General features: G+C 60.1%; 13 protein-coding genes and 1 tRNA gene. 9 read left to right on the plus strand and 5 right to left on the minus strand.

Annotated features, from left to right (window positions below; translation table 11 throughout):
* The first annotated feature begins 47 nt into the window (after nt 1-47).
* Nucleotides 48-124: transfer RNA gene (locus EFB14_RS31360), tRNA-Met, on the plus strand.
* Nucleotides 125-632: 508 nt separating this feature from the next.
* Here the strand turns inward: EFB14_RS31360 and EFB14_RS31365 are convergent.
* Genes EFB14_RS31365 through EFB14_RS31385 form a run of 5 tightly spaced genes read right to left on the minus strand, consistent with a single transcriptional unit; the run spans nt 633 to nt 3973 of the window.
* Nucleotides 633-1409 carry an SDR family NAD(P)-dependent oxidoreductase gene (locus EFB14_RS31365; protein WP_126830590.1) on the minus strand — a complete coding sequence of 259 codons (777 nt, stop codon included), beginning with the start codon at nt 1407-1409 and terminating at the stop codon, nt 633-635.
* Nucleotide 1410: 1 nt separating this feature from the next.
* The gene (locus EFB14_RS31370; RefSeq protein ID WP_126830592.1) at nt 1411-2259 is read right to left on the minus strand and encodes a fumarylacetoacetate hydrolase family protein; all 849 of its coding nucleotides are present in this window, start codon (nt 2257-2259) and stop codon (nt 1411-1413) included.
* The gene (locus EFB14_RS31375) at nt 2256-2684 is read right to left on the minus strand and encodes a cupin domain-containing protein (protein ID WP_126830594.1); all 429 of its coding nucleotides are present in this window, start codon (nt 2682-2684) and stop codon (nt 2256-2258) included. The genes EFB14_RS31370 and EFB14_RS31375 overlap by 4 nt, the downstream gene beginning before the upstream one ends.
* 1 nt (nt 2685) lies before the next feature.
* The gene (locus tag EFB14_RS31380) at nt 2686-3099 is read right to left on the minus strand and encodes an acyl-CoA thioesterase (protein WP_245438348.1); all 414 of its coding nucleotides are present in this window, start codon (nt 3097-3099) and stop codon (nt 2686-2688) included.
* A gap of 55 nt (nt 3100-3154) precedes the next feature.
* Entirely contained in the window at nt 3155-3973 is an 819-nt protein-coding gene (locus EFB14_RS31385; RefSeq protein WP_126830598.1) for an alpha/beta hydrolase, read from the minus strand.
* 227 nt (nt 3974-4200) lie between these two features.
* Between EFB14_RS31385 and EFB14_RS31390 the strand changes: the two genes are divergently transcribed.
* The 8 genes from EFB14_RS31390 (at nt 4201) to EFB14_RS31425 (ending at nt 13233) form a co-directional block, all read left to right on the plus strand.
* The gene (locus tag EFB14_RS31390; RefSeq protein WP_126830600.1) at nt 4201-6498 is read left to right on the plus strand and encodes a bifunctional salicylyl-CoA 5-hydroxylase/oxidoreductase; all 2298 of its coding nucleotides are present in this window, start codon (nt 4201-4203) and stop codon (nt 6496-6498) included.
* Entirely contained in the window at nt 6495-7238 is a 744-nt protein-coding gene (locus EFB14_RS31395; protein WP_126830602.1) for an SDR family NAD(P)-dependent oxidoreductase, read from the plus strand. Before EFB14_RS31390 ends, EFB14_RS31395 begins: the two co-directional genes overlap by 4 nt.
* Complete coding sequence (locus EFB14_RS31400) at nt 7235-7720, plus strand: MarR family winged helix-turn-helix transcriptional regulator (protein ID WP_126830604.1); 486 nt, start codon at nt 7235-7237, stop codon at nt 7718-7720. Before EFB14_RS31395 ends, EFB14_RS31400 begins: the two co-directional genes overlap by 4 nt.
* Before the next feature lie 46 nt (nt 7721-7766).
* Nucleotides 7767-9383, plus strand: a complete 1617-nt coding sequence (locus EFB14_RS31405) for a benzoate-CoA ligase family protein (RefSeq protein WP_126830606.1) — start codon at nt 7767-7769, stop codon at nt 9381-9383.
* Nucleotides 9383-10222: a tryptophan 2,3-dioxygenase gene (locus EFB14_RS31410; protein WP_126830608.1), complete on the plus strand. Its 840-nt coding sequence runs from the start codon at nt 9383-9385 to the stop codon at nt 10220-10222. The genes EFB14_RS31405 and EFB14_RS31410 overlap by 1 nt, the downstream gene beginning before the upstream one ends.
* A 2-nt stretch (nt 10223-10224) precedes the next feature.
* A complete protein-coding gene (kynU, locus tag EFB14_RS31415) occupies nt 10225-11421 on the plus strand; it encodes a kynureninase (RefSeq protein ID WP_126830610.1) in 1197 nt (398 codons plus the stop codon).
* A complete protein-coding gene (locus EFB14_RS31420; protein WP_208661921.1) occupies nt 11421-11879 on the plus strand; it encodes a RidA family protein in 459 nt (152 codons plus the stop codon). The genes kynU and EFB14_RS31420 overlap by 1 nt, the downstream gene beginning before the upstream one ends.
* 685 nt (nt 11880-12564) lie before the next feature.
* Nucleotides 12565-13233 (plus strand): amino acid ABC transporter permease, encoded by a 669-nt coding sequence (locus EFB14_RS31425; RefSeq protein ID WP_126830612.1) that lies wholly within the window; start codon nt 12565-12567, stop codon nt 13231-13233.
* The last annotated feature ends 9 nt before the right edge of the window (nt 13234-13242 follow it).

A 13242-nucleotide genomic window follows, 5' to 3' on the forward strand; every position in this document is an offset into this window, starting at 1 on the left:
AGGCGCTTTACGCAGCCGCGACAAATCCCAACAGGATTTGCGCTGGACGCGGGGTGGAGCAGCCCGGTAGCTCGTCAGGCTCATAACCTGAAGGCCGCAGGTTCAAATCCTGCCCCCGCAACCAAATCTTGCCACATACACACCAGAGCGATATCGCTGGCGCGAAGACTTCATCTTCGCTGGCGATGGTAGCTCCTCGTCCTGCGGACCATAACCTGAAGGGTCCGAAGGACGGTTCAAATCCTGCCCCCAGAAACCAACGAAACTTGCGATCCCACCAAGCCCCTGTCATGCACGGGCTTTTTGCGTTTCTGGGTGCCCAGTCACCCCAGACGGCCCATCAGCTCCCCAAGAATTGTCGTTTCCGCGCGTAAGGTCGGGTTCTTCCGCTGTGCGTAAAACGCTGCAACGGTGAGAGAAACAGAGAAATCACTGTGGAAAGTTGTCTTAGCCGCCGGGCTGCTGGGGGCTTGTTTCGCTGCGCCTGTCTTCGCGGAACTGCTCTCCGACTAGAATGGCTGATACTGGATTCGCTCCTTTCGACTCCGCCCGCCGGTAGCGCCACGGCGCCGCATGTCACGCCACCGGGTTCCGCAGCGTGAACATCTCTTGTTTTTCGACAGAAGTGTCCATCATAAGATGCCCGTCTTGACCGCGACCTGGCGGTATGCGGCTCCCGCGGTGAAGCCACCGTCGATGACGAAATCCTCACCGGTGATGAAGCCGGAGGCGTCGGACGCCAGGAACAGCACGAGTTCTGCAATTTCCTCCGGTTTTCCGCTGCGGCGCATCGGAGTCATCTCGATCATCGGCTGGAGGTGCGGGCTGCTGGCGTTGAGTCCGGTCACGACAAGGCCGGGGCAGACGGCGTTCACCCGTATCCCCTTTCCGACAAGCTCCATAGCGGCACTCCGCGTGAGGCCCCTGAGCCCCCATTTGCTCGCGGTATAAGCAGGGTCGTAGTGCCCGGAAAAAGCACTGTTCGAAGAGATGTTAATTATCGAGCCGCCGCCACCTTCCGCCATCAGCGGGGCGACGGCCTGGATCCCGAGGAACGCCCCCGTCAGGTTCACCTTCAGCACCGCTTCCCATGCGTCGAGCGCAGTGGTGGAAACCGTCGATCTGTTGATGATGCCCGCGTTGTTCACGAGGATATCGAGGCGACCCTTCCAGGCTCGAGCCATGTCGGCAACTTCCTTCCAGTTTGCCTCGTTCGTGACGTCCAGGCTGACGAACCTGGCCTCGAGGCCCAGTTCTCCGAGTTCGTCCACGAAGTCCCGGCCCTCCTTCGCCAGCACGTCGGCCACGATGACCGACGCCTCCTTTTCGGCGAGCAGCCGGCTTTCCGCTGCTCCTTGTCCCCGGGCTCCCCCAGTGACCAAGGCGACTTTTCCATGTAAATCGGCCATATCAGTTCCTCGCTTCCACTGTTTGCTGCTTCTGGCTGCCAAGTCCTGCGATCCCCAGGGTGATGCTCTGGCCGGGCTTGAGGAACACCGGATTGGGCTTGATGCCCATACCGACGCCCGGCGGCGTACCCGTGGCGATGAGGTCGCCGGGTTCCAGCGTCATGAACTGGCTGATGTAGCTGACGAGGAAAGCGACGTCGAAGATCATGTTCGCGGTCGTTCCCGTCTGTCGGCGCACGCCGTCGACGTCCAGCCAAAGTTGCAGCGCTTGGGGATCGGGCACCTCGTCCCTCGTGACGAGCCAAGGCCCGATCGGACCGAAGGTGTCGTGGCTTTTGCCCTTGGTCCATTGCCCGCCACGTTCGGACTGGAACGCCCGTTCGGACACATCGTTGACGACGCAATATCCTGCGACATGCGCAAGCGCGTGCTCCTTGCTCAAGTATTTCGCGCGCTTGCCGATGACGACGCCGAGTTCGACTTCCCAATCGGTCTTCAATGACATCATGGAGATCTGGATGTCGTCGTTCGGGCCGACGATCGCGCTGGTCGCCTTCATGAAGAGGATGGGCTCGGCAGGCGGTTCCTTGCCCGTTTCTCTTGCATGGTCGATATAGTTCAGGCCAACGCAGATGAATTTGCCGACCCGGCCCACACATGGGCCGACCCTTTCGGGCGCCACCGCGGGCAGGGTGGCGGGATCGATACGGCGAAGCCGCTCGACGGCTTCGTCCGACAGGGTGGCTCCGTCGATGTCGGCAATGACCCCGGAGAGATCGCGAACGATTCCCCGTTCATCATGAAGCGCGGGCTTTTCGGTGCCCGGCAAACCATGACGGAGCAGCTTCATTCGGCGCGCCTGAAGCCTTCGAGGATCGAATCGTCAACGTCCGGGAGGTTGATCACGATGTTGTCCGGCGTGCGGGTCGTCAGCCAGACAAGTTCCTCGGTCGTCGACATATTGACTTCGATGTGTACCCAGTTCGGCGGCACGAAGATGAAATCGCCTTCTTCCATGTCGAGATATTCCCGGTAATTCTCGCCGAAATAGATGCGCGCCTTGCCTTTCAGAACATAGCCGCCTGTCTCCGCCTTGCCGTGGTGATGAGGATATGAGCGGTAACCGGGGTCGTTGCTAACCTTGCCGAACCAGATCTTCGTCGCGGGCGTATGCTGCGGGCCCACGCCACTGACGCGGATGCATCCTCCGGATTGCAGGGTGTTGTTGTCTTCTTCGCCCTTGCGGGTGATGACGGGTCTCACGTCGCTGAACATGTCAGGCTCCTTCGGTTTCGACGGTTTCGGCTTCGGGGGGCAGATATCTCGTTAACCCGGTGCGGATGTCATAGGGCCAGGGTCGGGACTTGTGATCTTCGGTCGAAGTCAGCACGATGCGCTGCTTGACGGTCCAGATCGTGTCGCTGCGGACCCTCACGTCTGTCTCAAGATCCAAGGAAGAGCGGCCGATCGCCCGGACATTGACCGTGAAGTCCAGAACGTCGCCGTACATCGCGGGTTTGAAGAAACGGAGATCGAGAGAGACGGTCGGCAAGCCCATCCGGCGCTCGAACATGATCTCCTTCCAGGTGATGCCGAAGGAGGCGAACATCGCTTCGTTGACGTCAACGAGCATTGAGAGATAGGCGGGGTGATAGGCGATCCCGGTCAGATCGCAGTCACCGAAACGCATGGGTTTGGATATCGTGAAGGGCATTTCCCTGCCTTTCGATTAGAGAATTTCCTGATCAGGGTCCGGCGAATGCCTTGGTTAGCGGGTGTTCGGGATCGCTTAGCCCGTCGATGACGTCGAAGTGGTGACGTCCCGCTTCGGCGACCAATTCGGTTTGACGTCCCCTGCGTCCCCAAGCTTCGACGATCAACGCCGACTGGCGGAGGAATTCCGGCCGTTCGCGAGCCCCCACCCATGCCACAAGTTCAATGCCTTGACGCGGTCTGCGGAGCACGGCGCTCTCCGCGGCGGCCTCCGCTTCGCCCAGCCGCAGCTGCTCGTTCATCGAGTGAAGCCGCAGTGGTCGAAGATCGTGAAGGCCGCTGATGCTGACGACACGGGTGATCGCATCCGAAGTGGCCTTTGAGAGTGGGCTGTCGTCGCAGACCATCCGGCTAACGAGGTGCCCACCGGCCGAATGGCCTGCCAGCCGTATCGGTCCGTCGACCCGCTCGGCAGCGGCGCCGATGGCCCGGCCGATCTCGCGCGTGATCTCGTTTATCCTGGCGTCTGGCGCGAGCGTGTAGCTCGGCAACGCTACGGCCCAGCCCATCGACAGGGCGCCCTGAGCAAGATGGGACCAACTGGACTTGTCGAAATCCAACCAGTAGCCGCCATGAACGAAAACCGCGAGGCCCTTGGGCGAACCGGACGGATGAAAGAGATCGAAGCGTTCGCGAGGACTGTCCCCATAGGGAATGTCCAGCTCGCAGGACGCTTCCTTCCTGAAGGCTTCAGCCTTGAGTGCCCAGGATTCGGGATACGCCATTCCGCCTTCTATATAGGCGGCATTCGCGAATGCGTCTTCCCAGTCGATGCCATGCACTTCCGTCATCTTATCCACCTCCTTCTCGGTCTGCTGGACCGCGGCCTGCGATCAGCGCGCGGAACCGCTCTGCCGCAGGGCGCATCCCATCCGGCGGAAGCGCGACATCGGCTCGCTCCTTGAATGTTTATGCTTATAATATCAAAATATATACATTTCAAGCTTGAACTATTAAAAATACTGGGTTATGGTTGGCCTCAATCGCAAGCGGCGAGTCAGGGTACAGGGAGTGACACATGCGGATTGCGTGCCTGGGCGGTGGCCCCGCCGGTCTTTATTTTGCGATATCGGTCAAGCTTCGCGACCCTTCGCACGACGTCGTGGTATTCGAGCGCAACAAGGCCAGCGACACCTTCGGGTGGGGCGTCGTGCTTTCCGACGACGCGCTGTCGGGCCTTCGGAAAAACGACGCCGCAAGCGCGGACGCGATCCGCGAAAACTTCGCATATTGGGACGACATCGCGGTGATCCGCAACGGCGTGCGGACGGTTTCGGGCGGACATGGCTTCGCCGGGATCGGCCGTAAGCAGATGCTGATCCTGCTGCAGCAGCGCGCCCGGGAACTCGGTGTGGACTTGCGGTTCGAGGCAGAGTTCTCGAGCGCAGAGGAGTTTCGCACAGACTACGATCTGGTGGTCGCCGCAGACGGGCTGAATTCCCGCGTCCGTTCCGAGTATGCCGAGCATTTCAAGCCGCAGGTGGATGTGAGGCCGTGCAAATTCATCTGGCTGGGCACCCACCAGAAGTTCGACGATGCATTCACCTTCATTTTCGAGAAGACCGAGCACGGCTGGATCTGGGCGCATGTCTACCAGTTCGATGCGGACACCGCGACCTTCATCGTGGAATGTTCGCATGAAACCTGGGCGAACTTCGGTTTCGAGGCGATGTCGAAAGAGGAGATCGTCGCGACGTGCGAGAAGGCGTTCTCTGCGCATTTGGGCGGCCACTCACTCATGTCGAATGCCGCTCATCTCCGCGGTTCGGCGGTTTGGATCAACTTCCCGCGGGTTCTCTGCGAAAACTGGCATTACAAGAATGTGGTCCTGCTCGGGGACGCTTCGGCGACTGCGCATTTCTCCATCGGCTCCGGCACGCGCCTGGCATTCGACAGCGCAATCGCATTGGCTGACTACGTGCACACGGAGAGCACTCTTGAGGGCGCCTTCAAGCGTTACCAGGAAGAGCGGCGCGTCGAGGTCCTCCGGCTGCAGTCCGCCGCGCGCAACAGCCTCGAGTGGTTCGAGGAAGTGGAACGTTACCTCGGCATGGACCAACTGCAGTTTGCTTATTCGCTGTTGACGCGCTCGCAGCGCATCAGTCACGAAAACCTTAGGATGCGCGACGCCCAATGGCTGACGACGGCCGAGCGGTGGTTCCAGGAAAAAGCGGGATCGCCCGCGTCTTCGCCGCTTCGGGCTCCCATGTTCGCCCCTTTCAAGCTGCGTGGCATGGAGCTGAAGAACCGCGTCGTCGTCTCTCCCATGGCCCAGTACAAGGCCATCGATGGATGCCCCACCGACTGGCATTTCGTGCATTACTCGGAGCGCGCCAAAGGTGGCGCGGCGATGGTGTTCACCGAGATGACCTGCGTGTCGCCGGCAGGGCGCATCACCCCGGGCTGCCCCGGTCTTTACGCGCCCGAGCATGAAAGAGCGTGGAAGCGGCTGATCGATTTCGTGCATACGGAAACGTCAGCTAAAATTTGCTGCCAGATCGGTCATTCCGGGCGGAAAGGCTCGACGACCGTCGGATGGAAAGGCGTCGATACCCCCCTGGACTCCGGAAACTGGGATCTCGTCTCCGCTTCGGCCATTCCACTGTCGCCGAACAACACAACCCCGCGCGAGATCACGCAGGCCGAGATGGAAGAGGTGAGGGGCCAGTTCGTCGCCGCTGCGCAAATGGCCGATCGCGCAGGCTTCGACATGATCGAATTGCATGCAGCGCACGGTTACCTGCTCTCGTCCTTTATTTCGCCCGTGACCAACATCCGCTCCGACGAGTACGGAGGCAGCTTCGAGAACCGAATGCGTTTTCCGCTCGAAGTCTTCAAAGCGTTGCGCGAAGTCTGGCCCTCGCACAAGCCCATGTCTGTCCGCATTTCGGCTCATGACTGGGTCGGTGAAGACGGCATCACCCCGTCCGACGCAGTGGAGGTCGCCAAGGCTTTCTCAGAAGCTGGTGCCGACCTGATTGACGTTTCGTCGGGGCAGGTTACGAAGGACGAGAGACCGGTCTATGGGCGTATGTTCCAGACGCCGTTTTCTGACAGGATCCGTAACGAGGCCAAGGTCAAGACCATGACGGTTGGCAATATCTACGAAGCCGATCATGTCAATTCGATCCTGATGGCGGGCCGCGCCGATCTCGTGGCGGTGGGCCGGCCGCACCTGGCGGATCCCTATTGGACGCTGCATGTCGCGTCCGCGATTGGCGACAGGCACGCGGCGTGGCCCGACCCCTATTTGGGCGGCCGCAACCAGGCGTGGCATCTGGCCGATCGTGTTGCGGAGGCTGTCGGCAAGGTATGAGTCTCTGGGGCAAACATATCGTCGTCACCGGCGGTGGTAGCGGAGTAGGGGCCGAGACTGCGAAGGTGCTCTCCCTTGCGGGAGCGTCTGTGACCATTCTGGGACGACGCGAGGCGCAACTGCAGACACAGTCCCTGCCATACCAAGTCTGTGATGTCACCGACGCCGCCGCCGTACGCGCCGCGTTTGAAGCGGCGAGGAAGAAGAGCGGACCGATCGTCGGCGTCGTGGCGAACGCGGGTGCCGCGGAGAGCGCTCCCTTCCAGCGAACGGATATCGAGGCCTTCAGGTCGATGATGGAAGTCAATCTCCTGGGGGTAGTGAATGTCTGGCAGGCGGCGCTGTCGGACATGAAGGCCGCGGAATGGGGGAGGATGATTGCCATCGCATCGACGGCGGGCCTCAAAGGCTACAGCTACGTCTCCGCCTACTGCGCTGCGAAGCACGCGGTCGTGGGACTGACAAGGGCGCTCGCGCAGGAACTCGCAATGACTGGAATAACGGTGAACGCGATCTGCCCGGGCTTCATTGATACTCCGATGCTTGATCGCTCGATCGACAACATCGTAGCAAAGACACGCATGTCAGGGGACAAAGCCCGGCTGTCGCTGGCGTCGGTCAACCCGCAGAATCGTTTCATTCAGCCGACGGAAGTCGCTCAGACCGCGCTCTGGCTTTTTTCCGAGGCTGCGAAATCCGTGAATGGCCACGCGCTCGCACTATCCGGAGGTGAAGTATGACGCCCAAAACAAAAGAGGAAATCGTTCAGCAGCCGATTTCGAAGAAGCGATTGCGCCTCTGGCTGCGACTGCTCAAAGCCACGCGTTACGTCGAGGACGAGGTCCGTCGGCGTCTGCGATCCGAATTCACGTCCACCTTGCCGCGGTTCGACGTGATGTCCGCCCTATCAAGGTCGCCGGAAGGGCTGAAAATGAACGAGATATCCAAGCGGCTGCAGGTATCGAACGGCAACATCACCGGCATTGTCGACAAGCTGACCGAGGAAGGCCTCGTGCTGCGGATCACGCCTCCGGGGGACCGCCGGTCGCAGATCATTCGACTTACGCTAAAGGGCCAGAAGGAATTCGAACGGAACGCACGAGCCCATGAAGCCTGGATCGACGAGATCTTCGGTGGGCTGAACGAAGACGATGTCGACGGGATGATATTCAGATTGGAGCATCTGACCGACAAACTCGACGAGCACGGCGAAGGCGGCTGAAGACGCTCGGAGCGTCGAGCCATCCAGGGAGGTTAGGGGAAATCACATGCTGAAACCGTCCGCGCATCAAGATCACTTCGCCCGCGAGAATCTGCCGCCGCCGGGAACATGGCCCGATATTCTCCTCGAAGGCTTTGAATATCCCGACCGGATCAACGTGGCGGTGGAACTGACCGATGCCATGGTGGCGAAGGGCTTCGGGGACCGTACGGCCCTGATCGGAAACGGTCGTCGGCGGACTTACAAGGAATTGACCGACTGGAGCAACAGGCTCGCCCATGTGCTTGTCGACGACCTCGGCGTGAAGCCCGGCAACCGGGTCATGATCCGTTCCGCCAACAATCCGGCCATGGTCGCCTGCTGGCTGGCCGCCACCAAGGCCGGTGCGGTCGTCATCAATACGATGCCGATGCTCCGGGCGGGCGAGCTCAAGAAATACGTCGACAAGGCCGAAATCACCCACGCGCTCTGCGACATGCGGCTCATGGAGGAGCTCGAGGCTTGCGCGAAGGGCAGCCACTGCCTCAAGACGATCATCGCTTTCGACGGAACCTGCAACCACGAGGCGGAACTCGATCGCCTAGCTCTCGAGAAACCCGTCAGTTTCAACGCAGTCGCCACTTCGCAGGACGATATCGCTCTCATCGGTTTCACGTCGGGTTCCACGGGCGAGCCAAAGGCTACGATGCATTTCCATCGCGACCTGCTCATTATCGCGGATGGCTATGCGCGGGAAGTGCTCGGGGTCAGACCCGAAGACGTCTTTGTCGGCTCACCACCGCTGGCTTTCACCTTCGGTCTCGGCGGTCTGGCCGTGTTTCCATTGAGGTTCGGTGCCGCCGCCACGCTTCTCGAGACCGCTTCGCCGCCGAACATGGTGGAGATAATCCAGAAGTACAAAGCCACGGTGTGCTTTACGGCCCCGACGGCATACCGCGCAATGATGCGCGCCATGGAACGTGGTGCGGACCTATCCTCGTTGCGCGCGGCGGTTTCCGCAGGGGAAACCCTTCCCGGGCCGATCTACGAGGAATGGATGGCGAAGACCGGGAAGCCGATGCTCGACGGCATCGGCGCGACCGAGATGCTGCATATCTTCATCAGCAACCGGTTCGACGATCACAAGCCCGCATGCACCGGCAAACCGGTTTCCGGATACGAGGTCAAGGTTGTCGACGATTCGGGCAGGGAGCTCGCCGCGGGGATGCCGGGTCGCCTCGCGGTCAAGGGACCCACCGGCTGCCGATATCTTAAGGGAGATCGCCAGACCGAGTATGTCGAGGGGGGCTGGAACATTACGGGCGACACCTTCATCCGCGACGAGGATGGCTATTTCCATTTCGCCGCCCGCAACGACGATATGATCATCTCGTCCGGCTACAACATCGCCGGCCCGGAAGTGGAGGCTGCCCTGCTCTCGCACGAGGCGGTCGCGGAATGCGCCGTCGTGGGCGCGCCGGACGAGGAACGGGGCTACATCGTCAAAGCCCATGTCGTCGTGAAACAAGGCTTTGAGCCGGACGACGACCTTGCGAAAAGACTGCAGGATCACGTGAAGGCGGTGATCGCTCCCTACAAATATCCACGCTCAATCGTATTCCAGACCTCGCTCCCGAAGACTGAGACTGGAAAGATCCAGCGTTTCAAGCTGAGGAATAACTGATGTCAAATCAACCATACAATCCAGGTGTCGATGGCGCGAAAATGACGTTCGCCGGCGCGATGTCCTATGGGGACTACCTGCATCTCGACGGCATCCTGACCCAGCAGCATCCGCTCAGCACCGCCCATGACGAAATGCTCTTCATTGTACAGCATCAGACCAGCGAACTCTGGATGAAGCTCGCCATTCACGAAATGGCCGGAGCGCGGGCTGCATTGCGGGCTGGAGACACACCTAATATGTTCAAGATGCTCGCGCGCGTTTCGCGTATATTCGAGCAGCTCAACAACGCGTGGGACGTCCTGCGGACGATGACTCCCGCCGACTACACCAAGTTTCGCGAGGCACTCGGCCCGTCCTCGGGGTTTCAGTCCTATCAGTACCGCCTGATCGAATACATTCTCGGCAACCGCAATCCGAACATGCTCGGGCCTCACGAACACGTCCCTGCGGTCCACAAGATGCTTTCCGACGAACTCGACCGCCCCAGCTTTTACGATGAGGTTATCGCCTACCTCTACCGCGAACTCGACGGATCTGATGAGAATGCCCCCGCTCCGCAGCTCCGCTCGCCACATGCGCCGCTGCCGGAGGTGCAGGCCCTATGGAAGATCGTCTACGAGGACGTGGAGCGCCATTGGACGCTCTATGAACTGGCGGAGAAACTCGTCGATCTCGAGGATTATTTCCGCCGATGGCGCTTCAATCACGTCACGACCGTCGAAAGAATTATCGGCTTCAAGCGTGGCACCGGCGGCACCGCGGGCGTGCAGTACCTGCAGAAGATGCTGAGTGTCGAACTCTTTCCTGAAATCTGGCGGCTGCGCGGAGAACTCTGAACATGAGTGCATCGAACCTGCCCAAGAAAGAGCTTTTTGAGCTTCCCGAAGGCGTCATCTACCTCGACGGCAATTCGCTCGGGTGCCTTCCCAAGGGCGTCGTCGACCGTGCCTCTGAGACAATCGAACGCGAGTGGGGTGGCCAGTTGATCCGTGCCTGGAATTCGGCCGACTGGATTTCGCTGCCGCGGCGTGTCGGCGATCGAATTGCCCGCCTTGTCGGCGCTGCCGAAGGTTCGATTGCAACGGGTGATACACTTTCGATAAAAGTGTATCAGGCCGTAGCGGCGGCGCTCAAGATGCGTCCCGGCCGCAAGGTCGTCCTGTCCGACAGCGGCAATTTTCCCACGGACCTCTACATGGTCCGAGGTCTGCTGCAGACGCTCGACGGTGGCCATGAACTCCGGACGCCTGAACCGGAGCAGGTAGCAGACTCGATCGATGAGTCGGTTGCTGCCGTCCTGCTGACCCAGGTCGACTACCGGACCGGGCGCACGCATGACATGGCCGAGATCACGCGGCGCGCGCATGAGGCGGGTGCGGTCATGATCTGGGACCTCGCGCACAGCGCGGGAGCGCTTCCCGTCGACCTCGCTGGCTGTGGCACGGAATTTGCGGTCGGCTGCACATACAAATACCTCAACGGCGGCCCGGGTGCCCCGGCATTCATCTATGTGCGTCCGGACATCGTGTCGGGGGTGGAACCCGCGCTCGCCGGCTGGATGGGCCACGACGCGCCCTTTGCCATGGAATTGTTCTACCGGCCCGCGATGTCGACCGAGCGGCTGCGGGTCGGCACCCCGCCCATTGTGCAGCTTGCCATCCTCGACGAAGCTCTCAACGTTTGGGAGGGCGTCCGGCTCGAGGATATCAGGAAGGCGTCGATCGAGCTTTCCGAACTCTTCATCGCCGAAGTGGAAAGACGTTGTCCTCAACTGACGCTCGCGTCACCTCGTGACGCCGGAAAGCGCGGTTCCCAGGTGTCGTTCGCCTTCGAGAACGGCTACGCCGCCATGCAGGCGCTGATCGACCGCGGCGTAATCGGCGATTTCCGCGCACCCAACATCATGCGCTTCGGCTTAACGCCGCTCTACCTTGACAATGGCGACATCATGTCGGCGGCGGAAGTGATCGAAGAGGTGATTTCGGAGGAGCTTTATCGAGATCCGAAATACAACGTGCGCTCAAGGGTTACGTGATGAGTGCAGCCGTTATCCAGGCCGCGCAGGCGGCCGCCAACAGTGACGAAAGGACGGGCGTGAAACCGCAAATAATCCACCCGGAAGGCTGGGCTAAAGCCTTGGGATACGCGAACGGCATGCTGATGCCCGACGGGACACTCCACATTGGCGGCCAGATCGGCTGGACGAAGGACAAAGTGTTCATGGCCAAGGACTTTGTCGGGCAGATGGAGCAGGCTCTCGTCAATATCGCCGAGATTGTCAGGACCGCCGGAGGCGAGGTCACCGATATCGGCCGCCTTACCTGGTTCATCAAAGATAAGACCGCGTATCTCGCCCAGCAGAAGGAAGTCGGCGAAGCCTATCGCCGTGTCTTCGGGAAGCACTTCCCCGCTATGTCGATGCTCGTCATCAACGATCTCGTAGAAGACGAGGCTCTCGTCGAGATCGAAGGAACAGCGTACATCTCTTCGTGAAATATGTGCGGGCGGACTCATACGGCGTGTCGTAAAGGCGATACCGATCGCCCAAAATTGGCGTCAAGGACAACGCGATTGAGGAGGAGCCGGGATCGGCGGGTCTGAGGTCCCGCTCTCATGGCCCATATTTGCGGATGAAGTTCGAAAATGTATTGAAATTACAATCCTCTGTGCGATCAAGCCCTCGCAACCAAATCTCACAATATAAACTCGCAAAGCCTGCCACCCTCGGCAGGCTTTTTTGATTCCAGGTGGAAGCAGACATCGCGATAATTGCGGCGCCCGGATCTCTGGTAAATCATTGGCAAGGCCGTCGGAGCCGCCAAAAGCGCGCCTCACTTTCACCGAGGCAGGTCTCGATGTTTCAAGCCCCTCCCTCTCGCGGTCAGTCTGCCAGGAGTGGTAGTCGTCAGGCCGGCTACTCGGATCGTTACTGGCATGCCTTTGTATGTCGGCGTGCCGGACCTCCTGTCGTAGTCAATTGGCTTGATAACCCTGTTCAACTCGGGATGGAACTCCACCGAAATTCAGAGGTTCCTAGCTGCACTCAATATTAATTAACTAACTGGTACAAACATCTTGACAGCTGTTAACCGTCTGGTACAAAGTTGCCGTAGTGAGTGACCCGCTCCCCTGGAGCGGTTGGGCAACTGCCGCTTGAGGAGGCGGCCGGGAGGGATTAATGGGCTATGTGCTCGACTTCAGCGTCGTCTATCAACGGCTGCCTGAATTGCTGCTGGCGGCCTTGTCGACCGTCGGTCTTGCCGTCGCCGGCATGTCGCTTGCGACCCTGATCGGCATTCTCGGCGTCCTGACACGCACATCCAAGTCTCGCATCCTTCGCATTCCAACCATCGCCTTCGTCGAAGTCATCCGCAATACGCCGTTCCTGGTGCAGATCTTCTTCATCTTCTTCGCCTTGCCGCAGTTCGGGGTCCGCTTGAATCCGACGGCGACAGCCATCATCGCACTGGCGGTCAATGGCGGTGCCTATGCGATCGAGATCATTCGCGGCGGGGTCGAAAGCATCGGCAAGGGACAAATCGAAGCCGGCTTCGCACTCGGGCTGCACAAGGGGCAAGTGTTCCGCCATATCGTGCTGAAACCTGCTTTCCGGGCGATCTATCCTTCGCTGACCAGCCAGTTCATCATGCTGACGCTGACGACATCGGTGTGCACGTCGATCGCGGCTTACGAACTGACATCGGTTGCCCAGCGGATCGAGTCGGACACATTCCGATCCTTCGAGGTCTATTTCAGTATCACACTGATCTATCTCGCCATTTCCGGGCTGATGATGACGCTGTTCTCGGCAATATCCAGGCTGCTCTTCAGCTATCCGGTTCGGTGAGGAGGGGCA

Source organism: Rhizobium fabae, assembly GCF_003985135.1.
Classification (GTDB): Bacteria; Pseudomonadota; Alphaproteobacteria; order Rhizobiales; family Rhizobiaceae; genus Rhizobium; species Rhizobium pisi.

What these genes read in the sequence shown, in the direction of transcription:
- EFB14_RS31380 (WP_245438348.1), bottom strand. Translation starts at nt 3,099, where the DNA reads ATGCGTTTCGGTGACTGCGATCTGACCGGGATCGCCTATCACCCCGCC.
- EFB14_RS31405 (WP_126830606.1), top strand. Translation starts at nt 7,767, where the DNA reads ATGCTGAAACCGTCCGCGCATCAAGATCACTTCGCCCGCGAGAATCTG.
- EFB14_RS31390 (WP_126830600.1), top strand. Translation starts at nt 4,201, where the DNA reads ATGCGGATTGCGTGCCTGGGCGGTGGCCCCGCCGGTCTTTATTTTGCG.
- kynU (WP_126830610.1), top strand. Translation starts at nt 10,225, where the DNA reads ATGAGTGCATCGAACCTGCCCAAGAAAGAGCTTTTTGAGCTTCCCGAA.
- EFB14_RS31425 (WP_126830612.1), top strand. Translation starts at nt 12,565, where the DNA reads ATGGGCTATGTGCTCGACTTCAGCGTCGTCTATCAACGGCTGCCTGAA.
- EFB14_RS31385 (WP_126830598.1), bottom strand. Translation starts at nt 3,973, where the DNA reads ATGACGGAAGTGCATGGCATCGACTGGGAAGACGCATTCGCGAATGCC.
- EFB14_RS31410 (WP_126830608.1), top strand. Translation starts at nt 9,383, where the DNA reads ATGTCAAATCAACCATACAATCCAGGTGTCGATGGCGCGAAAATGACG.
- EFB14_RS31375 (WP_126830594.1), bottom strand. Translation starts at nt 2,684, where the DNA reads ATGTTCAGCGACGTGAGACCCGTCATCACCCGCAAGGGCGAAGAAGAC.
- EFB14_RS31370 (WP_126830592.1), bottom strand. Translation starts at nt 2,259, where the DNA reads ATGAAGCTGCTCCGTCATGGTTTGCCGGGCACCGAAAAGCCCGCGCTT.
- EFB14_RS31400 (WP_126830604.1), top strand. Translation starts at nt 7,235, where the DNA reads ATGACGCCCAAAACAAAAGAGGAAATCGTTCAGCAGCCGATTTCGAAG.
- EFB14_RS31365 (WP_126830590.1), bottom strand. Translation starts at nt 1,409, where the DNA reads ATGGCCGATTTACATGGAAAAGTCGCCTTGGTCACTGGGGGAGCCCGG.
- EFB14_RS31395 (WP_126830602.1), top strand. Translation starts at nt 6,495, where the DNA reads ATGAGTCTCTGGGGCAAACATATCGTCGTCACCGGCGGTGGTAGCGGA.
- EFB14_RS31420 (WP_208661921.1), top strand. Translation starts at nt 11,421, where the DNA reads ATGAGTGCAGCCGTTATCCAGGCCGCGCAGGCGGCCGCCAACAGTGAC.